Origin of the sequence: Anaeromassilibacillus sp. An250 (genome assembly GCF_002159845.1) — a bacterium.
Taxonomy (GTDB): Bacteria; Bacillota; Clostridia; order Oscillospirales; family Acutalibacteraceae; genus Anaeromassilibacillus; species Anaeromassilibacillus stercoravium.
Genome location: NZ_NFJK01000003.1, coordinates 1 through 23,114 on the forward strand (window position 1 = coordinate 1; position 23,114 = coordinate 23,114).

Below are 23,114 nucleotides of genomic sequence, written 5' to 3' on the forward strand. Positions count from 1 at the left end.
CCTATGAAGGCTCTGTCCTTCTACTTTTTTATTTGCTTTTACTTGCTCTTCTGTCCAACATGTATTGTAGCTCTACACATGCGGCTTTGCCGCACGCTTTTCCCCTTTTCTAATTGGAACGGATGTGCTATAATAAAGCGAATATTATGGAAACTCGTTTGGCAAATGGAGACAGGAAATGGTCATTCTTGGAATTGACCCGGGCTATGCCATTGTTGGCTACGGGGTCATTCGCGCACAAAATGGTCGGTTTGTCCCTTTGGAACATGGGGCGATCGTCACCAAGGCGGGGGAGAATTTCAACCGCCGGTTGGAAATCATATATGATGCGATGACGGAAGTGCTGCAAAAGTGGAAGCCGGACGCGGTCAGCATCGAAAAGCTTTATTTTAAAAACAACAAAACAACGGCGATCGGCGTGGCCGAGGCGCGCGGCGTGATTTTGCTGGCGACCCAAAAGGCCGGCGTGCCGGTCTATGAGTACACGCCGCTGCAAGTGAAACAGGCAGTGACGGGTTACGGGCAGGCGCTCAAACCCCAGGTGATGGAGATGACCCGGCGGCTTCTGTGCCTGCAACAAATCCCCAAGCCGGACGATGTGGCGGACGCCTTGGCTATGGCCATCTGCCACGGGCAGGCAGCGGGGTCGTCCCTGCGGCAGGCGCTGCTGGGGCGCAGATCATGAGATAGACGGAGTGGCGTATGTTTTATAGTATCAAGGGAACATTGACGCATATGGAGCCCGGGTTTGTTGTGGTGGAGTGCGCAGGGGTGGGCTTTAAGTGCCTCACCACGCTGAGCACCCAGCGCACCATGCCGCAGATCGGCGAACAGGTCAAGCTGTTTACCCATTTGAATGTCCGGGAGGATGCAATGGATCTGTTCGGCTTTGCCACGATGATGGAGCTAAACTGCTTTAAAATGCTGACGGCGGTTTCCGGCGTGGGGCCGAAGGTGGGGCTTGCCATTTTGAGCGAGCTTTCGCCGGAGCAGGTGGCCATGGCCGCGGCATCGGGGGACAGCAAATCGCTGACCCGCGCCAGCGGCGTGGGCGCAAAGCTGGCGCAGCGCATCGTGTTGGAATTGAAAGACAAGGTGAAAAAGATGGGCGGCGGAGTCCTGGAGGGCTTTGCGCCCGCGGGCGGGGTGCCGTCGGCAGCGGGGAACGCTGCCAACGCCGTCAGTGCGCTGTCCGTGTTGGGCTATACGCCGACGGACGCGGCCTCTGTGGTAGCGAAATTTGACAGCAGCTTGCCAACGGAAGAGCTCATCCGCTTGGCGCTGAAGGAATTCGGGAAAAACCGGTGAAAGGGTGGTGAGGCGTGCCGATGGATTACGAGAATGAGATGGACTTTGAAAACCGGATGGTTGCGCCGGAGTACGCCCCCGAGGATGCGGAGGTGGAAAACCCTCTGCGCCCCCGGACCTTGGAGGAATACATCGGGCAGGAAAAGGTAAAGGAGAACCTGGCGGTCTTTATCGAGGCGGCCAAGCAGCGCAAGGAATCGCTGGACCATGTGCTGCTGTACGGCCCGCCGGGACTCGGCAAGACGACGCTGGCGGGGATCATCGCCAACGAATTGAACGTCAATTTGCGCATCACCTCCGGCCCGGCGATTGAAAAGCCGGGGGATCTCGCTGCGTTGCTGACCAACCTGAACCCCGGCGACGTGCTCTTCATCGACGAAGTGCACCGCCTGTCGCGCAGCGTGGAGGAGATCCTCTATCCGGCGATGGAGGACTATGCGCTGGACATCATCACCGGCAAGGGGCAGATGGCGGCTTCCTACCATTTGCCGCTGCCCAAGTTTACGCTGGTGGGGGCCACAACGCGCGCGGGCCAGCTTTCCGCGCCGCTGCGCGACCGTTTTGGCGTGGTGCTGCGGCTGGAAATGTATTCCCCGGAGGAGCTGGCCAAGATTGTCACCCGGAGCGCGCGCATCCTGGGCATCCCCATTGAGGCGGACGGCGCGCTGGAAATCGCCTCGCGCTCGCGGGGGACGCCGCGTATTGCGAACCGGATGCTCCGGCGCGTGCGGGATTTTGCGCAGGTGATGACGGACGGGGTGATTACGTACCAATCCGCTAAGATCGGCCTGGACCGCCTCGAAGTGGACGAGATCGGGCTGGACGCCAACGACCGGCGGATGCTCAGCGCCATGATCCGCTATTATAACGGCGGCCCGGTGGGATTGGAGACGCTTGCGGCGGCCATCGGGGAAGAAGCGGTCACCATCGAGGACGTCTATGAACCGTATCTGATGCAGATCGGCTTTTTGAACCGCACGCCCCGCGGACGCTGCGTCACGCGCGCGGCGTACCTGCACCTGGGGCTGACGCCGCCGGGGGAGCAGACCCCGCAGCAGAGCTTCTTCGATTTGGCCAGGGCGCAGGAACCGAAGGACAGCGCCTCAAAAGATTCACTGGACGGGAAATAAATCCCTTTTTGCGTTGCCGGCCCTTTGAGGGCCGTGGGTTGAAAAAACGATTGCGGGAAGACCGATCCTCCCGGCTTCTTGATCGCCGCCGAAGGGCGGTGCGGGTAGAAATCACTTGTTCTGTCCGGCTTCGTCCGCCATACCGCGCTTTGCTCGGAGGAAAAAGCGGCAAGGGTGTTCGGATGTAGCGTACCAATAAAAGTTGCCGTCTCCCCGGGAGACGAGGGTTGAAACAGCATTTAGACAAAGTCCGTGTTTTCCAAGATATTCTCCCTTGCCGTCTCGGAGAGGGAGAAACGGTTAGAAAGGAATTTGCATTTGGAATTTTCACGTGTCAAACTGGAAATTTATGTGCCGGAAGCATACCTTGGCTGCCTCCGGGAAGCGTTGAACGAGTTGGGCGCCTGCCACATCGGGAAGTATGACTGCTGTTCCTCCGTGGCCGCCGTCACGGGCACTTGGCGGCCGCTTCCCGGCGCGGAGCCGTACGGCGGGACGGTGGGGGAGCTTTGCCAGGGCGCGGAGTGCAAAATGGAAGCGGTCTGCCCGCGGGAGCTGGCAGCGCAGGCGGTGGAAGCGGTCCGGAAGTTGCATCCCTATGAGGAGCCGGTGATCCATGTGCTGCCGCTTTTAGACCTCTAGCCGCAGGGCGGTTTTCCAAGCGGGCGAAGGATCTCGCCGGTTTGGAAAAGTGTCCGGCGGTCTTGCAAATCACTGGTTTCTGGCCGGTCGTATGAGATTGCGACGCGGTTTTCAGGAAAAAGCCGTTACAATAGGAAAAAAGATTGGTTTCGGAGCGTTTTGGCAAGAAAACTACCCCCGGAAAAAGGGGAACGATTTTAAGGAGTGTGTTAAGCTATGGGCAGACTTTTTGGAACGGACGGCGTCAGAGGCGTCGCAAATTCGGAGCTTACCTGTGAGATGGCCATGAACATCGGCCGGGCGGCGGCGATGGTGTTGACGGACAACAACCACCGCCATCCTAAAATTTTGATCGGAAAAGACACGCGCATTTCTTCCGATATGTTGGAGAGTGCAATTACAGCTGGCCTGTGCAGCGTGGGGGCTAATGTTGTGCAGCTCGGTGTTGTGCCGACCCCGGCGGTGGCGTTCTTGGTCGGCAAATACAAAGCGGACGCGGGCGTGATGCTCACAGCGTCGCACAACCCCTGCGAGTTCAATGGGATCAAAATTTTCAGCGGCGACGGCTATAAGCTGCCAGACGCGCTCGAAGAGCAGATCGAGGCCATCGTCCTCGACCACGCCGACGTTCCGCCGGTCCCCACAGGGGGCGACATCGGCAGCGTAACCACTGCGCCGAACGTGGTGCGCGATTATGTGGACCACATCAAGAGCACGGTCCCGTTTGCTCTGACCGGGATGCGGATTGGCATCGACTGTGCAAACGGCGCGGCCTCCCGCACGGCGGAGCTGCTGTTCACGGAATTGGGCGCGGAGTGCCATATGCTGGCCGACAAGCCCAACGGGGTGAACGTCAACGACAACTGCGGGTCCACCCATATGGAAAACCTGATGAGCTTTGTCAAGGAGAACCACCTGGACGCGGGCATCGCGTTTGACGGCGATGCGGACCGCTGCCTCGCTGTGGACGACAAGGGCCAGCTGGTGGACGGCGACTTTGTGATGGCCATCTGCGCCGCGGATATGAAATCGCGCGGCAAGCTGGCGAAGAACACTGTGGTGGGTACCATCATGACCAACATGGGCTTCACCCGTTTTTGCAGCGAAAACGGCCTGCACTTCGAGGCGACCAAGGTCGGCGACCGCTATGTGCTGGAGGAGATGCAGCTGGAAGGCTATAATTTTGGCGGCGAGCAGAGCGGCCATGTGATCTTCCTGGATTTTGCCACAACCGGCGACGGCCAGATGACGGCGGCACAGCTGCTGAGCATTGTCCACCGCCGCGAGGCGAAGCTTTCCAGCCTAGCAACCCTGATGACCCGCTATCCGCAGGTGATCGTCAATGTGCAGGTGGGCCCGGAGGGGAAGCTACATTTCTACACGGACAGCGAGGTCAAGGAGGCCATCGAAAACGCGAAGGCGAAGCTGGGGACCAGCGGCCGCATCGTGGTCCGCCCGTCCGGTACAGAGCCGCTCCTGCGCGTGATGATCGAGGGCGAGGACTTGGAGTATATCAATGTGCTTGCGAACTCCGTGGCGGATGTCCTGCGGGAGCGTTTGGCGTAAAAAAGTGTAAACATTTTGTAGAATTGATTTATAATCGTACGATTTGTATTGAAAATTGACGGATAAGAGAGGGTTTGCTTTGAGAGCGGCAGCATGGAAGGATTACGAACTGATCGACACGTCCGGCGGCGAACGATTGGAGCGGTGGGGGAATATCGTCCTCATCCGCCCCGACCCACAGATCATCTGGAATACGCCGCGCAAAAATCCCCTTTGGCGTGAAGCGCATGCGCGCTACCAGCGCTCCCATACGGGCGGGGGGAGTTGGCAGGAGTATCGAAAGGTGCCTTCCATGTGGAAGATCCGCTATGGGGAGCTGACCTTCCAGCTCAAGACCATGGGCTTCAAACATACCGGAATCTTTCCGGAGCAGGCGGTAAACTGGGAGTTTGCCATGCAGAAAATCGGCGCAGCGGGCCGCCCTGTAAAGGTTTTAAACTTGTTCGGTTATACCGGGGCGGCCACGCTCGCCTGTGCAAAGGCGGGTGCGCAGGTCTGCCATGTCGATGCCTCCAAGGGGATGGTCGCCTGGGCGAAGGAGAACGCAGCGGCCTCCGGCCTGGCGGACCGGCCGGTGCGCTGGCTGGTGGACGACTGCATGAAATTCGTCCAGCGGGAGCAGCGCCGCGGGAACCACTATGAGGGCATCATCATGGACCCTCCGTCCTATGGGCGCGGCCCCGGCGGGGAGGTCTGGAAGCTGGAGGAACAGCTCTATTCCCTGGTGGAGATGTGCGTGCCGATTTTGTCCGAGAACCCGCTGTTCTTCATCCTGAATTCCTACACCACCGGCCTTTCGCCCGCGGTGATGGAATACCTGCTGGGCGTATTGCTGCAAAAGCGCTTTGGCGGGAAGGTTTCCTCCGGGGAGATCGGGCTTCCGGTGACGGAAACTGGGCTGGTCCTTCCCTGCGGGAGTACCGCGATTTGGGAGTCCTAATTCGACAACATATCGGATATTACAATATGTTTTATACAATTTGGATTTGAAAAGTGTGCTTGAGATGTTTGAGAAAAGCGCATGATTTGAAATAGGTTCGAGCGAATACCTTTTGCGAGGGACATTGCCAACCGGCTAGCGCGGGATTCGATCGAAGTACGGCGCTGTGGGCTGCGCCCAAACAGAAGACCATCCACCGGCGGTTAGCGCCATTGCTGAAATTACAGGGAGTAAAAACAAATGGCTTTTATACAGACAAAGGATTTGAAATTCACCTATGACGATGTGGAAGACGGCGAAGCCGGGAAGGTGCACGAGGTGCTCAAGGGCGTCAACCTCGACATTCAAAAGGGCGAGTTTGTCGCACTGCTCGGCCACAATGGGTCGGGAAAATCCACCATCGCCAAGATGTTCAACGCCATGCTGTTGCCCGCTGGGGGCAAGGTCTACGTGGAGGGGATGGATACCCTCGATGAAAGTCTCGTCTACGAGATTCGCCGCCGCGTGGGGCTGGTCCTGCAAAATCCGGACAACCAACTGGTGGCCAGTATCGTGGAAGAGGACGTGGCATTCGGCCCGGAAAACCTCGGCATCGCGCCGGAGGAGATCCGCAGGCGGGTGGACGACGCGCTGAAGGCGGTGGAGATGTACGATTACCGCCTAAACGCCCCCTACAAGCTCTCCGGCGGCCAAAAGCAGCGCATCGCCATCGCGGGGATCATTGCGATGCAGCCGGAGTGCATCGTGCTGGACGAGCCGACCGCAATGCTCGACCCGCGCGGCAGGGAAGAGGTGCTGCGGACGATCCACAAGCTGAATCGGGAAAAGGGGATCACCATTGTCCTGATTACCCACTATATGGATGAGGCGGTGCAGGCGGGCCGCGTGGTGGTGATGGACGACGGGCAGATCTTGTTGCAGGGGACGCCCAAAGAGGTGTTTTCCCATGTGGAGCTGCTCAAGCAGCACAAACTGGACGTCCCGCAGGCCACGGAACTGATTTACCGCCTGCGCGCGAGCGGCTACCCATTGCCGGAGTGCGTGTTGAACGAAGAGGATTGTGTGGCCGCGCTGGAGCGGATTTTGAAGGCGCCGGTAGGCAGATAATTCTCCCGGCAAGGACGAATAAAAGATCCGCAGGTATCCGCACAGCGGAATCTGACGGAGGTTTGGAGAAAGCACTATGGCGATTATTGAGACGAAAGACCTGACATACACATATGGCACGGGCACGCCGTTTGAGAAGACGGCGGTGGACCATGTGAACCTCTCCATCGAGCAGGGGGAGTTCATCGGCGTGATCGGGCATACCGGTTCCGGCAAGTCCACGCTGATCCAGCAGTTCAATGGGCTTTTGCGGCCCACCTCCGGGACGGTGCTGCTGGACGGGAAGGACATCTGGGCGGAGCCAAAGAAAATCCGGGCGGTACGCTTCCGCGTGGGTATGGTGTTCCAGTACCCGGAGCACCAGCTCTTCGAAGAGACAGTCCTCAAGGACATCTCCTTCGGTCCCTCCAACATGGGGCTGGAACCGGCGGAGATTGAAAAGCGTGCGCGCGATGCGGCGAAATTTGTCGGCCTGCGGGAAGAGCTCCTGGAAAAGAGCCCGTTTGAGCTCTCCGGCGGCGAGAAGCGCCGAGTCGCCATCGCGGGCGTCATCGCGATGGACCCGGACGTCCTGATTTTGGATGAACCCACCGCAGGCCTGGACCCGCGCGGGCGCGACGTTCTGCTCTCGCAGATTGTGAATTACCACGAGGTACGGCACAATACGATATTGTTGGTTTCCCACAGCATGGAGGACATCGCACGCACCGCGGATCGAATTTTGGTGATGAACGGCGGGAAGGCCGCCATGTTCGACGAGACGAAGAAGGTGTTTGCACGCGGGGAGGAATTGGAGCGGATGGGCCTGCGGGTCCCGCAGATCACCAAGATCCTCGCCATGCTGCAAAAAGACGGCTATCCGGTCGAGACCGCCCTCACGTTGGAGCAGGCGATCCGGCAGCTGATGCCGTTGCTGGAGGAAGGAGGGCGTACGCATGGTTAGAGATGTCACCCTGGGGCAATATTTCCCCGCAAAATCGGTGATCCATCGCCTGGACCCGCGCGTCAAGGTGATTTTGACCTTCCTATTTATTGTATTTGTCTTTGTGGCGCAGAATTTCGCTGCGCTGCTCCTGATGATCGCGCTGGAAGTGTGCGTAATGGCGAGCTCCGGCGTGCCGGTCAAACAGTATTTCAAGAGCCTGAAAGCGGTTTTGTTCATTGTAATTTTCACCGGCATTCTGAACCTGTTCTATGGGTCAGGGGAGCCGCTGGTGACGCTCTTTGGATTTATGCAGATCACCTGGAATGGCATCCAAAACGCCATCTTTATCGCGATCCGCATCATGAGCCTGATTTTATTCAGCGCGGTGCTGACTTTTACAACCACGCCGACCGAATTGACGGACGCTCTGGAGCGCATCATGAAACCGCTGAAAGTGCTCCATGTGCGGGTCCATGAAATCGCCATGATGATGACGATCGCCCTGCGCTTTGTCCCCACGCTTTTGGAAGAGACGGACAAGATCATGAGCGCGCAGAAGGCGCGCGGCGCAGACCTGGAAAGCGGCGGGTTGATGCAGCGGATCAAAGCGCTGATCCCGATCCTGATCCCGCTCTTTGTGTCGTCCTTCCGCCGGGCGTACGACCTGGCCATGGCCATGGAGTGCCGCTGCTACCACGGAGGGGAAGGGCGCACCAAGATGAAACAGCTGCATATGGCTGCGCGCGACGGCTGGGCGGTCGCGATTTCCGTGGCGGTCTGTGCGCTGGTGATTGTGCTGAATGTTTTGATGCCGGCGATCCTATAAAAATCCCCGGGACGGAGAGGAGGAAAAGCGTATGCGCAATTTGTTATTGACGCTCTGTTACGACGGCGCGCAGTACCACGGTTGGCAGATTCAGAACAATGCGGTCTCTGTGCAGCAGGTGTTTCAGGAGGCGCTTTTCAAGGTTACCTCCGAGAAGCCCGAGATCAAGGGGTGCAGCCGCACGGATTCCGGGGTGCATGCCAATCAATACTGCATCAGCTTGAAAACCGGGCACACCATCCCCTGCGAACGGCTGCTCAACGCATTGAACCACTTTTTGCCGGAGGACATCGCTGTGCAGGACTGTAGGGAGGTCCCGATGGACTTCCATGCGCGGTACTCCTGCCTCGGCAAGGAATATATTTATAAGATTTGGAACGAACCGGTCCGCAATCCTTTTTTGCGGAACCGGGCGCTTCATTATTGGTATCCTTTGGATTTGTCCCGTATGAACGAGGCGGCGGCGCATTACATAGGGAAACACGATTTTACGTCCTTTTGTACGTCGGATGCGCGGGACCGCGGCGATATGTGCCGCACGGTCACCCGTGCAGGCATACAGAGGGACGGCGGCTTGGTCACCTTTACGGTGGCGGCGGATGGGTTCCTCTATAATATGGTGCGCATCATGGTCGGGACGCTGCTGTATGTGGCCCAAGGGAAGCTGCAGCCGGAGCAGATTCCGGAGATTCTGGCCGCGCGCGACCGCACCGCCGCAGGGCCGACCGCACCGCCCTGCGGGTTGTATCTGAACCGTGTGTTTTATGGAGAGGGACCGGTATGAGCCAGGGAAAACGCTTCGCCACGGGCGAGATCGACGTGGCAAAACACGACCGCCATGCGGAACAGATTGCGAAACGGCGCGCCAAGCGCCGGGAAAAGCAAAAGCGCACGCATAAAATCCCAGGGTGGGTCTATAAGATCATCCTGATTTTGATTTTGAGCGTGGTGGGGATGCTGCTGTGGTTTAACCGGCAGAATCTTGCCCCCGACCGCGTGATGGAGTGGGTGCAGGACCGTGTGGTTGGCATTGGCGTGGGCGATGGCTTCCCGCAGCCGATCGCCGGCACCGTCGTGGAGCCGAAAAACTTCCTTTCGGTCAATAAAGAGCTTGTGGTGGTGAGCGACACGGACCTCTCCATCTATAATTCCACCGCCAAGGTGCTAGCAAGCCGCCAGCACAGCTTCAGCGAACCTGTTATGAAGACAAACGGTTCCCGCACCTTGATTTATAATCTGGGAGGGACCGGTTATCAGGTCGAGAGCCGCACAAAGACTGTTGAAAAAAAGAATACGGAAGGAAACATTTTCGCAGGGGCACTGTCGGAGGATGGGCATTATGCCTTTGCAACCCAAGCGGAAGGGTACTGCGGGGAACTGACCGCCTATAAACCAGATGGGACGGCGAAATTTCAATATTGGTTTGCGGACTATTACCCCACCTCGGTCGCCCTGGACCCCTCCGGGTCCCATGCCGCGGTGACGGCCATTTCCGCCCTGGACGGGGGATTGACCTCTGCGGTGTATCTGTTGGATCTCAGCACGGAAGGGGCGGTCGAGCCGTTTGCCGCCTATACGGAGAACATGATGCTTGATTCCTATTGGAGTGCGGACGGGACGGTATCTGCCATTGGGGATAAGATGACGGCGGTCATCAATACGGCAACGCAGACAAAGGTCAACTACGATTATCAAGGGATGCAGCTGTCGGCATATACTGTGGACAGCGGCCGCACGGTGCTCAGCCTGACGGCGTTTGATAGCGCCACGAGCAGCCGCCTGGTGGTGTTGGGCGGCGATGGAAAGGAGCTGGCCAATATTTCCGTGCCCGGAGAGATCCGTTCGGTTTCGCTGTATGGGGACACCGTGGCAGCGTTGGCCGGCGGCACGATTTACGCCTATTCTGCCGTTGGGGGAAATCCTATTGCAACGGTGGATGCCGGAGGCGATGCCAAGGCGGTGGCCTTGGCCAGCGAGAGCGAAGCGTATGTGTTGGGAATCTCAGAGTTGCGCTATGTCGAACTGGCGGCATTTTAAGGCCAGCGTACGTTACAAACCGTTAGTGAACGGAATATGAACATTTGAACGAAAACTTGTGTTTATCGCCTTTTTGTGCTATATTAATCAGGTACTTTCCGCCCTCCCTTTGGACGGGAAGAAATTCCTGGAAAATTGGATGATTTGGGAGGAAACGAGTGGGACTGGTCTTAGACGCCGTCTTTGCGGCGATTGTACTTTGCTTCGTCGTCGCCGGCTATCGTGCTGGGCTGATGCGTACGTTGGTGGAATTTGTCGGTTACCTGTTCGCCGTAGTTGCCTCAGTGGTGTTGGCGGGCCTGGTGGCAGACGTTTTGGCGGATCTGTTTTTACAGGCGCGCGCCCCTTCCCCCACGGAATATTATTTCTTGCGGGTGATTGCAACCGCCATTGTGTTTGTGCTGTTGCAGATGCTGGTGCGGATGATCGCCTCCGCGGTGAGCGCCGTGTGCCGGCTACCGTTGTTGCATACGGCAGACAGCCTGTTGGGCTGCCTGTTTGGGGCATTTAAAGGCGTTGTTGTGGTCTTGCTTTTGTGCTCGTTTGTGCAGTTGGCGGGTCCGGTCTTTGAATTGGACAGCGGCCCCCTCCATGAGCAGGAGCTCTTCACCACTTCCTATATTTTTCGTTTTATTTCTGCGCACAATCCGGTTTATTCCCTGTTCCATGTGGAAGACTTTTTGGAAGGGGTCGGAGGCGCCTTTTAAGCGCGTGAACAGCGCTCGCATATTTTCACAGCGGACTTTGCCGCATCCGTCGGCGGCGGCCCGGAAAGGCTTGTGAGGAATTGAAGAACTGGAATAAGAATATCAATGTACCAAACGCGCTTTCCCTGTTTCGGATTGTGCTGATCGGGCCGTTTGTTTATTACTTTTTGCACGATCAAATCTTACCGGCGGCAATCTGCCTGGTGCTTTCGGGGCTTTCCGATATGTTTGACGGCATGATCGCACGGAAGTTCAATCAGATTACCGAATTGGGAAAAATGCTGGACCCGGTGGCCGATAAACTGACCCAGGGGACCGTAGCCGTATGCTTGGCGATCGAACAGCCGGTTTTGATTCCACTTTTGGCGATTTTTATCCTGAAAGAGCTTCTAATGCTGGTCGCGGGGACGTTCCTGGTCTTGAAAAAGAAGAAGCGGCCCACCGCTTCCAAATGGTATGGGAAGGTAGCGACCATTCTTTTCTATTTCTCATTTGTTGTGATTGTCGCCATGAAAGGTTTCTTCCAAGTGGAAAACCTTGCCGTCACCATTACCCTTTTATCGGTGACAGCGGCATTTATGATCTATGCCTTTATTCAATACGTCAAGATTTTTTTGCAGCTCTTGCATTCCACGGACCCCAAGGATGAAATCGATCTGAAGGCGGATATCCGTGCAAAGAAACCTGCGAAAAAACAATAATTCGATAAGCAACGCCGTCCGGTGGCCGCGGGCGGCGTTTCCGAATATACAAATGAGGCGGGTTGCCGCGTCTGGGTTCTCTCCAGGGCTTGGGGAAGAGCCATGTACACCGGCCGTGTACGTTTGCAATAGCAATGCCTCAGAGACCTATTTTTTAGAAAAAGAAGTGATTGCAATATGATGATGTGTTCGAGATGCCATAAACGCCCGGCCGTCGTGTTTATCTCGCCAACGGTAAACGCACAGGAGACAAAGGGCCTCTGCCTGGTCTGCGCCAAAGAATTGGGTATCAAACCGGTGAACGATCTGATGGAAAAGATGGGCATTACCGAAGAGCAGATGGAAGCCATGGAGTCCGAGTTCGGAAGCCTGATGAATCCAGAAAACAACGGCGAAAACAACGAGGAAGGATTCACGCCCGGCGGTGCAGCGACCTTCCCATTTTTGCAGAATATTTTTTCGGATATGACGAACCCGCAGAAGGGCGGGGAGACGCCGCCCCCTTCATCCGCGCCTAAACGCGATAAGCGGGAAAAGCACAAGACAAAGCGCAAAGCGCTGGATACGTACTGCACCGACCTGACCGCGAAAGCGCGCCGGGGGGAAATTGATAAAATCATCGGGCGCGATAAAGAGATTTCGCGCGTGGTACAGATCCTGAGCCGGCGTACCAAAAATAACCCCTGCCTGATCGGTGAGCCCGGCGTCGGTAAGACCGCGGTTGCGGAGGGGCTGGCGCTGCGCATTGCAGCCGGCGACGTTCCCGCCCGCTTGAAGTCGAAGGAGATCCATCTGTTGGACCTCACCGCCCTGGTGGCTGGGACCCAGTTCCGCGGCCAGTTTGAGAGCCGCATCAAGAGCTTGGTCGATGAGGTCAAGGCGGAAGGGAATATCATCCTGTTCATCGACGAGGTGCACAACCTGGTCGGGACCGGCGACGCCGAAGGTTCCATGAATGCGGCAAACATCCTCAAGCCTGCATTGTCCCGCGGCGAAATCCAGGTCATCGGCGCCACGACCTTTGTGGAATACCGCAAATACATTGAAAAGGACGCTGCCTTGGAGCGCCGCTTCCAGCCGGTGACCATCGCAGAGCCCTCCATTGACGAGACAGTGGATGTGCTGATGGGCATCAAATCGTATTATGAATCGTATCACCGCGTGCGCGTGCCGGATGCATTGGTGCGCCGCGCTGTGGTGCTCTCGGAACGCTATATCAACGACCGCTTCCTGCCAGATAAGGCGATTGACCTGCTGGATGAGGCCTGCGCCTGCGCAGCGCTCCGCAATCTTCCCATGGCCGAATACGACCGCTTAAATGCAGATTTGGAGAAGATGCACCAGGAAGAGGACGATATGACGAACGATGGGGGAGAGATCGACTATGAAGCGCTGGCAAAACTGCGCTATGAGATCTCGCAGACGGACCAAAAGGTCAAGGAGCTCGCCCCTGCCGCTTTGGGCGCGGAGGTAGAGGAGGCGGACCTCGCCAAGGTCATTGAGCTTTGGACTGGAATCCCCGCCAGCCGTATCCAGGAAAACGAACTGAAAAAGCTTTCGGATTTGGAAAGCGTGCTGAATGCAAAGATCATCGGCCAGGAAGAGGCGGTCTCTGCGATTTCGGCCGCGATCCGCCGCAGCCGGGTGCAGATCAGCCCCCGGCGCAGGCCGGCTTCGTTTATCTTTGTCGGGCCGACAGGCGTGGGAAAGACCGAGCTGGTGAAGGTGCTCTCGCAGGAGCTCTTTGACACTCCGGAGACGTTGATCCGCCTCGACATGTCGGAGTTCATGGAGAAGCATTCGGTGTCCCGTATCATCGGTTCCCCGCCGGGCTATGTGGGCTATGACGAGGCGGGTCAGGTGACGGAAAAGGTCCGCCGCCGCCCGTATTCGGTGCTGCTCTTCGATGAGATCGAAAAGGCGCATCCGGACGTGATGAATATCCTGCTGCAAATCCTGGATGAGGGCCGGATCACTGACGCCCATGGCCGCACGGTGAATTTTGAAAACACGGTCATTGTGATGACCTCCAACGCGGGCAGCGAGAAAAAAGAGGGCGCGCTGGGCTTTGCGCGCAGCGATGCGGATGTGACGAAGGAAAAGGCGATGAAAGCGCTTTCTGAGTTCCTGCGGCCCGAATTCCTCAGCCGCGTGGACGAGGTGATCGTGTTCCGTCAGCTTACGCTGGAGGACTTTGAAAAGATTGCCGCCCTGATGCTGGACGAATATGTCGGTTCCCTGAAGGAACGCCATATCCATTTTGTCTACGATACGAAGGCCACCCACTGGCTGGCGGAACATGCCATCGGCGGGAAAAGCGGCGCGCGCGACCTGCGCAACCTGATCCGCCGCGAGGTGGAAGACCGCATTGCCTCGCTGGTAGTGGATCATTTCGATCAGCCGTTGTCCGGGATTGCCCTGACCGCGGACGATCAGCTCCGTATGGAGACGTTGGAATAAGGACCGGCCGGTTTCCCTTTCCCTGTAAGGGAACGGCGTCTGTTGTAGTTGAATAAAGAGGATGGGCCGCTTGGGGGAAAACACATGCGGCCCATGTTTTCTATGGGGCAAAAGGTGGATGGGATTTTCTTGAAGCTTATCCCTGCAAAATTGCTTGAAATTCTTGACAAATCCGTTTGTGCTGTGGTATACTTATTTTCGTCGCAAAATGCGAGTGTAGTTCAATGGTAGAACCCCAGCCTTCCAAGCTGGTCGTGTGGGTTCGATTCCCATCACTCGCTCCAAATGCGTGCGCCAATAGCTCAGCTGGATAGAGCAACTGCCTTCTAAGCAGTAGGCCAGGGGTTCGAGTCCCTTTTGGCGCGCCAATTATGGTGGATGTAGCTTAGTTGGTTAAAGCGCCAGATTGTGGCTCTGGAGACCGTGGGTTCGAGTCCCATCTTCCACCCCACTTAAAAAAGACGCCTACGGGTGTTTGCTGAGCACGGGACGGACAAGTTGTTCGGTCCCGTGTTGCTATATATTGGGCTGTAGCCAAGGGGTAAGGCAACGGACTTTGACTCCGTCATTCCGCGCGTTCGAATCGCGCCAGCCCAGCCAGCGGTAAGTTGCCGCTTCCAAGACGCGCGCCTCACTTGGTGGGGTGCGCTTTGTTTTGCGCCCACACGTATGTTGGGCATGTTTTGCAGCGCGAACTCCGTCGGGCGCTTCGACGCGCAAGCCAAGCCGCGTTCGGGGCTCGATGCCTGTTTTATGGCGTTGTGCGCGGCCATAGATGGAAAAAGATGGCCATATCCAAACCCATTATTGGCAAAAAATTTTCGTAGGATATGCGGCCAGGATTTTCGGGATGCACCCAATTTCTATAAGAAGCAGGGGAGCAACGGTTGATTGGAAAGGGGCTTTTTGATGGATTTGCTCGATCAGATGAAACATCGCCGCAGCGTGCGGTCCTATACGGGGCAGCTAATTGCGGAAGAAGCGCTCAAGAAAGTGCTACAAGCGGGATTGCTTTCGGCTTCCAGCCGCTCAATCCGTCCTTGGGAATTTGTGGTTGTCCGCGACCGGAAAATGCTGCAAGTGCTATCCGAATGCCGGATAGGGTCGGCAAAGATGCTGCAACACGCGGATTGTGCAATTGTTGTATTTGCCGATGCAGAGAAATCCGATGTATGGGTGGAGGATTGCTCGATTGCCATGGCCAATATGCATTTGATGGCGGACGCTTTGGGGCTTGGCAGCTGCTGGATTCAGGGAAGGCTGCGTGAGGCCCCCGATGGGAGAAGCACGGAGGAATATGTGCAAAGCGCGTTGCATGTCCCTACCCATTACCGTTTGGAAGCAATCCTTTCGCTCGGGATGCCGGAGACGCATCCGGCCCCACACCGCATCGAAGAATTGCCGGTGGATCAAGTTCATTGGGAGGTCTTTTAAGAACTGTGCTATAAGGGAGTCTCTATCGCATAGGGAACGGTGCCCCTTGGAGCTATATGGTGGAAATAGGAACTCTTTTTGTAGAATCACAGCCAATGTTTTTGACAGATGTAGAATAGAAAGAAGAATTTTTGTTGACATTTGCTCGGTGTGCTGTTATAATAAATAAGCTGCATGTGAATCATTAGCTCAGCTGGCAGAGCACCTGACTTTTAATCAGGGTGTCCGGGGTTCGAATCCCCGATGGTTCACCAAATAAACCGCATGGTTAGGCCATTTTTGGCTTCCCCGTGCGGTTTATTTTTTTATCCTATTGAGTTTTGGCTACCTTCTGACTACCTTTTCGCCAGTTCCATAGGTTGCCCATTCGATCCGTTGGAACCGGTTAGATAAACATTTTCAAAAGCCGCTTTCTACGCGAGAAAGCGGCTTTTCGTTTAGCGGTTTAGAGCTTCGTGGTTGTTATAGGCGATCTCCTGAAGATATTTATAAAGGGGCTGGATATTATACTTTTTGGGAAATTCCAGTTTCTTTTCTGCGGTGGATACACCGCCGTTGGCTTTAAAGTAGGGCGAGGTGATATAGTAAATATTGATCTCGCTGTCGTCCACGCCAAAACCAGCCGTTTCCGCAGATACATGGAAAATACAATTTAGGTTGATGGAATCCACCCGCATTTTGGCGCCGGTCGCTCCCTGTTTGTCAAAGTCAATAATGCGCCTATTTGTAACAATCACAACATCACGGATAAGCTTAAAACCTGTGGTGATGGTTTCCCCGTCCATCAGATACATGCCAAACTCCTGCATTAAGGATTCAGGAGAAACCTCGCTGAGATTCCCCGCAAAACCAGAAGCCAATTTTCCCATGATACCCATTTTCATAACTCCTTTCTATCTCAACAGCATTCGCGGTGTTGCCCATTTCCGCTTTTTCCATATAGCTGGCTTTTTGTAAGAGGCAGAATTTTCAACTGGTTAATGGCATCGCTCTATCTCCGAAAAACCCATGCATATAGATGGGATGTCCGTCCGATATGGTTCGTTTTACTCGCAGATCAGATATCTTCCATCGGATACCGGAGATCCCATGCTTCGCGCAGGCGGTCCATCAATCCCATCATATAGAGCGTTTCCGAATGGGGCATTTCTGTACATTCCGTTTTCCCGGCGGCAATCGCTCGCGCGCAGGAGCGCACTTCGTATTCATAGCCGCTGATCTCCACCGGGCACGGATAGATGTGGGGCGTGTCTTCCCCATCGACAAAGAGCTGGATCTCTTCTGCGTGCCAGAAGCTGGGGAGGATCAGGTGCCCTTTTGTCCCGTAGATGGCCGCTTCATTGCGCAAATTGCCGAGCATGGAAGTTGTGAGGGTGGCAAGCTTGCCGTCCGTATACTCCAAAAGGATGCTGTCCTGTGCATCCACTCCGCGGTCTGTTTTGATGCAGCGGGAGGCGATATGGGCGATGTCGTCGCCAAACGCGATGGAAGCCAGGGTCAGCGGGTAGATTCCCATATCGAGGAGGGCCCCGCCTGCAAGGGCCGGGTTGACCAGCCGGTCGTGCCAGGACAATTCAAATCCAAAACAGGCTTCCATAGAGCAGACTTTGCCGATCACTCCCGATGCCAATAGATCATGAAGTGTTTTGACGAATGGCATATAGCGTGTCCAGACCGCCTCTGTAATCAGCAGCCCCTTTTGCTCGGCCAATGCGAGCACCTCTTCCGCCTGTTTGCGGTTGACGGTAAACGCCTTCTCACAGAGGACATGCCTGCCATGGTTGAGGCACAGCAGGGCGTGTTCATAATGGTGAGAGTGGGGCGTAGCAATATAGACGAGGTCCGTGCCGTCGTCCTGGAGCATCTCCTCATAGGAGCCATACGCCTTTTCAAATCCATATTTCTCCGCAAAAGCCTGTGCCCGATCCAGGTCGCGCGCGGCCACGGAGTAGGAAATAACGTCATCCATTTTTGCAAGGGTTTCCGCCATGGTTGCAGCGATCCTTCCCGCGCCAAGAATGGAAACTTTGAGTTTATCCATCGAACTCCTCCTTATGCTTCTTTCTCGTGCTTCATCAGCTTGGTCGGATCGGAAAGCACGTTTTGCGCTGCAATAGCAGCCGCGCCCAATAGGGCGGGGCTCTCCGGCAGGCGGTTTACCTCGATGGTAATATCGTTGTACACCAGCGGATTGATGCAGGCATGCACCTTGTCGCATACGATTTTCAGCAGAAGATCCGGTGCGACCTCGGCCAACTCGTCCCCGATGACGATCATCCCCGGATTGAATTGGTTGATGAGGTTCACAATTCCGATCGATAAAAATTCACAGGCCTTTTCGTATTCTTCGCGCGCCACTTTGTCCCCGGTTTTCACCGCATCGGAGATACTCGCGGCAGTCAGGTTATTTTCACTTAAAATCGAAGGCTCGCCGGCCTGTAGGCGGCGGGTGATATTCTCGCAAAAGACCAGGAACGAACAATATTTTTCCAGGCAGCCGCGGTTGCCACATTCACAGAGAGCCCCGCGGTAATTGATGGTGTTGTGGCCGAATTCGCCAGCGATCCCGCGCTGCCCCAGGACCAGCTTGCCGTCGGTGATGATACCGCATCCGATGCCCTGGCCCGCCAGCACATAGATCATATTGCGGATGCCGTATTCTTTGCTGCGGTACCAGAGCTGTGCGAACGCGCTGGCATTTGCGTCGTTGGCTATGTAGATGGGGATATCAAACCCCTCGGTCAACGCCTTTTTGATCGGGAAGTTCTGCCAACCGGAGAGCTCTGTGACAAAGAGCAACTGGTCGCGGTCCTCCCGGTAGGGGCCGGGCATAGCCATGCAGACGGCGGGAATATGGGTCGAGGAATTTTCCCGGCGGATGTCCTGAATGGCGTTCCGGATACGGGAAATGGTGTTTTGCACGTCGTCGCGCGGTCCAATGGGATATTCCTCCACCGCATAGACCTTTCCCGACAGGCCGGCAATGCTGATATAAAAGGCGCGCCGCGTCATGCGGATACCGATAACCTTATACAGGTCGTCGTTCAATGTCACGCCAATCGACCGGCGCCCCTTGCAGCCGCTCATCAACCCGGTTTCCACAACGAGGCCGCACTCGATGAATTCCCCGATGATATTGGTGATGGTCGCCTGTTTTAGGCCGGACAACTGTGCCAACGTAGCGCGGGAACAGACCCCTTCTTGCCGCAACAGGTCTGCCACCAATGCGCGGTTGATGAGCTGGCTCCTTTCCTGGTTGATGCTTTTATGCGTAATGATTTCATTCATATCCAAGAACTCCTATACTCCCAAGTTTATCTTTTAATTACTATACACTACTATACACTTTTTAAAAACAAAATGCTTCTAGTTGAAAAATATTTATTCATAAAAGAGGAAATGATGCAAAAATTGCCCAGATAAGACGGTTTTAAGCGTCCATTTCCCCCGAAGAGGTGTCAGAAGCAGGCGATAGGCAATTTTTTTCCACTTGATGATCCGTTATCCCCTTCTTTTGGAGAAAATCACGCGTGGCTGTGCGCAAAAGCGTGTAGAGGACGGAGAAGAGCGGGACGCCCACCAAAATGCCTGTAATCCCCCATAGATTGCCACAGACCAGAATAGCCAGCAGTACCCAGATGCCCGGAAGCCCGATGGAAGTCCCCACCACGCGGGGATAGATCAGGTTCCCTTCCACCTGTTGGAGGATGACGAGGAAGATTAAGAACCACAGGCAGTCCCACGGGTTGATAATCAGCAGAATAAACGCGCCGACCGCTCCACCGATGTAGGCACCCAAAATGGGGATTAAGCTGGTGAGGGAGACGATCACACTGATTAATAACGCATAGGGAAGGCGGATGATGCTCATGCCCAAATAGCACAGGCAGCCGAGAATCAGCGCTTCTGTCACCTGCCCTGTGACAAACCCGGAAAAGATATTGCTTGCAAGGCTGCCGATGGAGATCACCTGCTGCGCACGTTTGGCAGGGAGGAAGGCATACAGGACGCGCTTCAAGTTGCGGATGAGCTTCTCCTTGCTGTACAGCATGTACACCGAAAAGATTAGGCTCATGACAAACGTAAAGATGCCGGACGCAACGCCGACGGTGGCGTTGGCAACCGAACCCACCACATCCGTGGTCACCTGGGAAGCCTGTGTGAGCAGGGAAGACCAATCAATCTGCATCACGGCTTCTTTGAGCTGGGTGAGGTCGAATTTGGTGAGGACCCCATTTAGCCACTTGGTAAAGCTATTGACGTATCCCGGTATCGCGGCGGTTAAAATCTGTATGGAGTTGGCAAGCTCCGGGACAACAAAGAAAATGATCCCGCCCACAATCAAAAATACGACAATAAAGGAAAGCAGGACGCAGACCCCGCGCCCACAACGCTGCCAAATTTTGGAGTTTTTCCGCTTTAAAAAGCCAAAAATGCGCTCTTCGAAGAGCTTTAGCAACACATTGAGCACAAAAGCGACGGCAATGCCCATCAAAAAGGGGCTAAACAGAGAGAAGAGTGCGTTTAAAATGGAACCCGCTTGTTCCAGATGGAAGACAACATAGATCAGGAGTACCGCAAAGGTAATCAGCAGCATCGCTGCTTTGATGGCTTTTTGTGTAAATTTTGGGTCGTCGATCCATTCCTTTAATTTCATAAGCATGCCCTTCTATAATGGAATTCTGCGGCGTTTCTGCCGCGGCTTTTCTTCAAACACACTCTACCGTATTCCCCTATGGATGTCAAGTTATTCCAAGAAGGAAAACCAGAGTGATCCTTTTCTCCGTTATAATGCGCGAGGAGCCTTGCAAATTTTTTGTTACAAGGATATGATGAAAGAAACCGGATATGCAAGTATCCGCTGCTTAAAAGGGAGGGGTTTTATGGAACTCATGGAAGCCATCCGTGCGCGAAAAAGCTATCGGAATGAATTTTACAACACGCCCGTGCCCCGCAGCGACCTTCGGGAGATTTTAGAGGCTGGGCTGGCCGCTCCGTCCGGCTGCAATTTGCAGACCACCCAGCTGATTGGGGTGGACGATCCCGTACTGGTCAAGCGTCTGGCGGAAATCTATGGGAGGGAGTGGGCCGCGACCGCACCAGCTGCCATCCTAGTGCTCACAAAGGAGACGATGTCCTCCAGCGGCGTTTCCTATCATGTGCACGATTATTCCGCAGCGGTGGAGAACATGTTGTTGGCGATTGCGGCCAAAGGGTACGCTTCAGTGTGGATCGAGGGACAGATTCGCGGGGAACGCGCCAAAGAGATGGGGGCACTTCTTGGCGTTCCAGAGGAATACACAGTGGCGGTATATCTTCCGGTGGGTGTTCCAGCGAAATCCATGGCAGAGGCGGTCAAAAAGCCCTTTTCGGAGCGGGCGTGGCTGAACGGCTATCAAAAGGAATTGGACTGAGAAGACCGAAAGGAGGCCGTTTCGATGCATAAATGGTTATCCTATGCAAATGAATATGTACGGCAGTCCGATTGGAAGGATCTTGCTCTGATCAAGCTCTGCTTGTGTTCAGCGGGGGTCCTGATCGGAATGTCGCTCGCAAAACGCGTGAAGAAGCTGGCGGCGTTTGGCGCAATGGCCGTATTTATTGCCACCTATCTTCCGCTGATGTGGAAACTTTTGAAGATTGTAACTGGGGACCGGTGCCCATAGAGGGAACGGTCCCGATAGATACAAGGAAAGGAACATTGTGACCATAGAGACGAAACGTTTGCTCCTTTGCCCGCTGAGCGCCCGGCAGATGCGCTTATGGCTTTCCGACCTGCCCGCTTTGGAACGCGAATGGGACTGCCATTATGAAGGCGAGCCGGTCGAAGGGACATTCCGCGAGATTGTCCAGCAGCAGTGGAAGATCACCTCCATGGATGAGCGGAATTATCTGTTTCATAGCTTCTGGCTGCTGTTGCGGAAGGCGGACCGGACGGTGGTCGGCGCAGCTGATTTTAAAGCGCCGCCCAACGCACGCGGCGAGGTGGAGATTGGCTATGGGCTGGGCGGGGCGCACGAGCGCCGCGGCTATATGACGGAGGCAGTGGACGCCCTGTGCGATTGGGCGCTTCAGCGAAAGGATGTGGAGAGCGTTTTGGCAGAAACGGAACGCAAGAACCGCCCTTCACAAAATGTCCTGCGGCGTTGCCGGTTTGTGCTGGAGCACGAAGGTCCCACCCTCTGGTGGAGGCGGAAAAAATAAGATACGCGCGGCGGGCGCCCAAATGGGGCGGACTGCTGCGCATTTTGTTATTTTGTTCGGTTGAAGGGGGAGAAAAACAGAAGGGCCTTTCTGAAAAAATCGATGAAAAAGAGCGCATCACCCGATGGCGGGCGGATGCGCTCTTTATTTTGTCCCCTGGCGGGGTGTGATGGGTCAAAAAGATCCGTTAAATAGAAAACCATACCCTTGGGAGTGACCGTCCCCTGGCGGGGCATGGACAATCCTATGATATTTCTATAACCATGAGAAACATGGCAAAATCGCCGCCCCCTGACGGGGAGTAACAACATCTGTAGGCCGGCACGAACGAACTTGCACGATGCCAGGTTCAATTCCCGGGCGGTTGGAAAGGGTGGCCGTACTTGGTCCCTATAGGCGCCATTCCGTTCCGTTTGGCGCCTTGGAAATCCATTTTTTATTTTAAAAGGAGTGCCTTCTTTTCCAGGATGGCTTCTGCCGCGGCGCAGGCCGGGCAATCGCAATATTTCGCTCCGGCAGCTTTGATTTCAGCGGCGTGCGCTGCAATCTGCTTCGCTGTGTTCGCGCCAAACACTTGGGCGCCAGCATCGGAGTTTGCAAAGGCGATCAGCTGATCGACCGGCATGATGTCCGCTTCCAGCTCCTCCACATATCTTTTGGCTGCTGCCACTTCATTTTCCGTGCCGATTGCATCCAGCCAGGCTTGGGCTGCCGCTTTTGCCTCCTTACAGCAGGAGTGGGCGTTCATCAATTCGTGCGTCTTTTCGACGATGGTTTGCAAAGCTTCTTGATTCATGATCCATCCGACCTTCTTTCTGAATAAAATATTAGGTATATTTTACCAGAATTCCTTGCGGATTACAATAGACGGCAGGGGGTAAGCACAGGCCGGCAAAATGGCCGGTCGAAAGAGAAATAAATTAGCAGGCTGCAAAAAAAGGTTGACAAATCGACGGGTTGTAGGATATAGTATTACTAATACAACTGGATAGGAAGACCGTTGCAGAATGCACGGTTTTGCGTTGATGGGGACGGAATGCATTCCTTTCGCTACAGAGAGCCGCCGGGTGGTGTGAGGCGGTGCGGAATTTGCAGGACATCGCCCCGGAGCAGGCGGCTGAACCCCT

Annotated in this window: 24 protein-coding genes, 5 tRNA genes and 1 other annotated feature (1 of these 30 running past the window's edge); of the genes, 24 read left to right on the forward strand and 5 right to left on the reverse strand. The window is 55.4% G+C overall.

The window, feature by feature from the left end:
* Window positions 1-178: 178 nt before the first annotated feature.
* The 20 genes from ruvC (at window position 179) to B5F54_RS03125 (ending at window position 16,037) form a co-directional block, all read left to right on the forward strand.
* Window positions 179-685, forward strand: a complete 507-nt coding sequence (gene ruvC, locus B5F54_RS03030) for a crossover junction endodeoxyribonuclease RuvC (protein ID WP_087230357.1) — start codon at window positions 179-181, stop codon at window positions 683-685.
* Window positions 686-702: 17 nt separating this feature from the next.
* The gene (ruvA, locus tag B5F54_RS03035) at window positions 703-1,308 is read left to right on the forward strand and encodes a Holliday junction branch migration protein RuvA (RefSeq protein ID WP_087230360.1); all 606 of its coding nucleotides are present in this window, start codon (window positions 703-705) and stop codon (window positions 1,306-1,308) included.
* A 56-nt stretch (window positions 1,309-1,364) separates the two neighbouring features.
* On the forward strand, window positions 1,365-2,438 hold the full coding sequence (ruvB, locus tag B5F54_RS03040; RefSeq protein ID WP_442856103.1) for a Holliday junction branch migration DNA helicase RuvB: 1,074 nt from the start codon (window positions 1,365-1,367) through the stop codon (window positions 2,436-2,438).
* Window positions 2,439-2,756: 318 nt separating this feature from the next.
* The gene (locus B5F54_RS03045) at window positions 2,757-3,080 is read left to right on the forward strand and encodes a cytochrome C biogenesis protein (protein ID WP_087230367.1); all 324 of its coding nucleotides are present in this window, start codon (window positions 2,757-2,759) and stop codon (window positions 3,078-3,080) included.
* Window positions 3,081-3,296: 216 nt separating this feature from the next.
* A complete protein-coding gene (glmM, locus tag B5F54_RS03050; RefSeq protein ID WP_087230370.1) occupies window positions 3,297-4,646 on the forward strand; it encodes a phosphoglucosamine mutase in 1,350 nt (449 codons plus the stop codon).
* A gap of 79 nt (window positions 4,647-4,725) precedes the next feature.
* On the forward strand, window positions 4,726-5,586 hold the full coding sequence (locus B5F54_RS03055) for a class I SAM-dependent methyltransferase (RefSeq protein ID WP_087230373.1): 861 nt from the start codon (window positions 4,726-4,728) through the stop codon (window positions 5,584-5,586).
* 240 nt (window positions 5,587-5,826) lie between these two features.
* On the forward strand, window positions 5,827-6,693 hold the full coding sequence (locus B5F54_RS03060; RefSeq protein WP_087230375.1) for an energy-coupling factor transporter ATPase: 867 nt from the start codon (window positions 5,827-5,829) through the stop codon (window positions 6,691-6,693).
* 76 nt (window positions 6,694-6,769) lie between these two features.
* Window positions 6,770-7,636 carry an energy-coupling factor transporter ATPase gene (locus B5F54_RS03065; RefSeq protein ID WP_087230378.1) on the forward strand — a complete coding sequence of 289 codons (867 nt, stop codon included), beginning with the start codon at window positions 6,770-6,772 and terminating at the stop codon, window positions 7,634-7,636.
* A complete protein-coding gene (locus B5F54_RS03070; protein WP_087230380.1) occupies window positions 7,629-8,444 on the forward strand; it encodes an energy-coupling factor transporter transmembrane component T family protein in 816 nt (271 codons plus the stop codon). Before B5F54_RS03065 ends, B5F54_RS03070 begins: the two co-directional genes overlap by 8 nt.
* A gap of 31 nt (window positions 8,445-8,475) precedes the next feature.
* Window positions 8,476-9,228 carry a tRNA pseudouridine(38-40) synthase TruA gene (gene truA, locus B5F54_RS03075; protein WP_087230383.1) on the forward strand — a complete coding sequence of 251 codons (753 nt, stop codon included), beginning with the start codon at window positions 8,476-8,478 and terminating at the stop codon, window positions 9,226-9,228.
* Window positions 9,225-10,481, forward strand: coding sequence for a DUF5711 family protein (locus B5F54_RS03080; RefSeq protein WP_087230385.1), 1,257 nt, complete (start codon window positions 9,225-9,227; stop codon window positions 10,479-10,481). The genes truA and B5F54_RS03080 overlap by 4 nt, the downstream gene beginning before the upstream one ends.
* 158 nt (window positions 10,482-10,639) lie before the next feature.
* Entirely contained in the window at window positions 10,640-11,188 is a 549-nt protein-coding gene (locus B5F54_RS03085) for a CvpA family protein (RefSeq protein WP_087230388.1), read from the forward strand.
* Between the two features lie 80 nt (window positions 11,189-11,268).
* The gene (locus tag B5F54_RS03090) at window positions 11,269-11,889 is read left to right on the forward strand and encodes a CDP-alcohol phosphatidyltransferase family protein (protein WP_087230391.1); all 621 of its coding nucleotides are present in this window, start codon (window positions 11,269-11,271) and stop codon (window positions 11,887-11,889) included.
* Between the two features lie 180 nt (window positions 11,890-12,069).
* Window positions 12,070-14,349 (forward strand): ATP-dependent Clp protease ATP-binding subunit, encoded by a 2,280-nt coding sequence (locus B5F54_RS03095; protein WP_087230997.1) that lies wholly within the window; start codon window positions 12,070-12,072, stop codon window positions 14,347-14,349.
* 210 nt (window positions 14,350-14,559) lie between these two features.
* Window positions 14,560-14,633: transfer RNA gene (locus tag B5F54_RS03100), tRNA-Gly, on the forward strand.
* 7 nt (window positions 14,634-14,640) lie between these two features.
* Window positions 14,641-14,717, forward strand: a tRNA-Arg gene (locus B5F54_RS03105).
* A 6-nt stretch (window positions 14,718-14,723) separates the two neighbouring features.
* Window positions 14,724-14,800, forward strand: a tRNA-His gene (locus B5F54_RS03110).
* 73 nt (window positions 14,801-14,873) lie between these two features.
* Window positions 14,874-14,949 (forward strand) — tRNA-Gln (locus B5F54_RS03115).
* Window positions 14,950-15,258: 309 nt separating this feature from the next.
* The gene (locus B5F54_RS03120; protein WP_087230394.1) at window positions 15,259-15,783 is read left to right on the forward strand and encodes a nitroreductase family protein; all 525 of its coding nucleotides are present in this window, start codon (window positions 15,259-15,261) and stop codon (window positions 15,781-15,783) included.
* A 178-nt stretch (window positions 15,784-15,961) separates the two neighbouring features.
* A tRNA-Lys gene (locus B5F54_RS03125) sits at window positions 15,962-16,037 on the forward strand.
* 183 nt (window positions 16,038-16,220) lie between these two features.
* Here B5F54_RS03125 and B5F54_RS03130 read toward each other — a convergent pair.
* The 4 genes from B5F54_RS03130 to B5F54_RS03145 form a co-directional block, all read right to left on the reverse strand.
* Window positions 16,221-16,661, reverse strand: coding sequence for a PH domain-containing protein (locus B5F54_RS03130; RefSeq protein WP_087230397.1), 441 nt, complete (start codon window positions 16,659-16,661; stop codon window positions 16,221-16,223).
* 179 nt (window positions 16,662-16,840) lie between these two features.
* Window positions 16,841-17,824 (reverse strand): Gfo/Idh/MocA family protein, encoded by a 984-nt coding sequence (locus B5F54_RS03135; RefSeq protein WP_087230400.1) that lies wholly within the window; start codon window positions 17,822-17,824, stop codon window positions 16,841-16,843.
* A gap of 11 nt (window positions 17,825-17,835) precedes the next feature.
* Window positions 17,836-19,071 carry an ROK family protein gene (locus tag B5F54_RS03140; protein WP_087230403.1) on the reverse strand — a complete coding sequence of 412 codons (1,236 nt, stop codon included), beginning with the start codon at window positions 19,069-19,071 and terminating at the stop codon, window positions 17,836-17,838.
* Window positions 19,072-19,213: 142 nt separating this feature from the next.
* Window positions 19,214-20,440, reverse strand: a complete 1,227-nt coding sequence (locus tag B5F54_RS03145) for an AI-2E family transporter (RefSeq protein ID WP_172749529.1) — start codon at window positions 20,438-20,440, stop codon at window positions 19,214-19,216.
* Between the two features lie 226 nt (window positions 20,441-20,666).
* Between B5F54_RS03145 and B5F54_RS03150 the strand changes: the two genes are divergently transcribed.
* The 4 genes from B5F54_RS03150 to B5F54_RS03165 are packed head-to-tail and all read left to right on the forward strand — an operon-like array spanning window position 20,667 to window position 22,157.
* Window positions 20,667-21,197, forward strand: coding sequence for a nitroreductase family protein (locus B5F54_RS03150; protein ID WP_087230409.1), 531 nt, complete (start codon window positions 20,667-20,669; stop codon window positions 21,195-21,197).
* 24 nt (window positions 21,198-21,221) lie between these two features.
* Window positions 21,222-21,449, forward strand: a complete 228-nt coding sequence (locus B5F54_RS03155) for a hypothetical protein (protein WP_087230411.1) — start codon at window positions 21,222-21,224, stop codon at window positions 21,447-21,449.
* Window positions 21,450-21,486: 37 nt separating this feature from the next.
* Window positions 21,487-21,987 carry a GNAT family N-acetyltransferase gene (locus tag B5F54_RS03160; RefSeq protein WP_087230414.1) on the forward strand — a complete coding sequence of 167 codons (501 nt, stop codon included), beginning with the start codon at window positions 21,487-21,489 and terminating at the stop codon, window positions 21,985-21,987.
* Window positions 21,969-22,157 carry a hypothetical protein gene (locus B5F54_RS03165; protein ID WP_087230417.1) on the forward strand — a complete coding sequence of 63 codons (189 nt, stop codon included), beginning with the start codon at window positions 21,969-21,971 and terminating at the stop codon, window positions 22,155-22,157. The genes B5F54_RS03160 and B5F54_RS03165 overlap by 19 nt, the downstream gene beginning before the upstream one ends.
* Window positions 22,158-22,423: 266 nt before the next feature.
* Here B5F54_RS03165 and B5F54_RS03170 read toward each other — a convergent pair whose 3' ends face one another.
* A complete protein-coding gene (locus B5F54_RS03170; RefSeq protein ID WP_087230420.1) occupies window positions 22,424-22,783 on the reverse strand; it encodes a molecular chaperone Hsp90 in 360 nt (119 codons plus the stop codon).
* A gap of 217 nt (window positions 22,784-23,000) precedes the next feature.
* Window positions 23,001-23,114 (forward strand) — a binding site (T-box leader) (it continues 127 nt past the right edge of the window).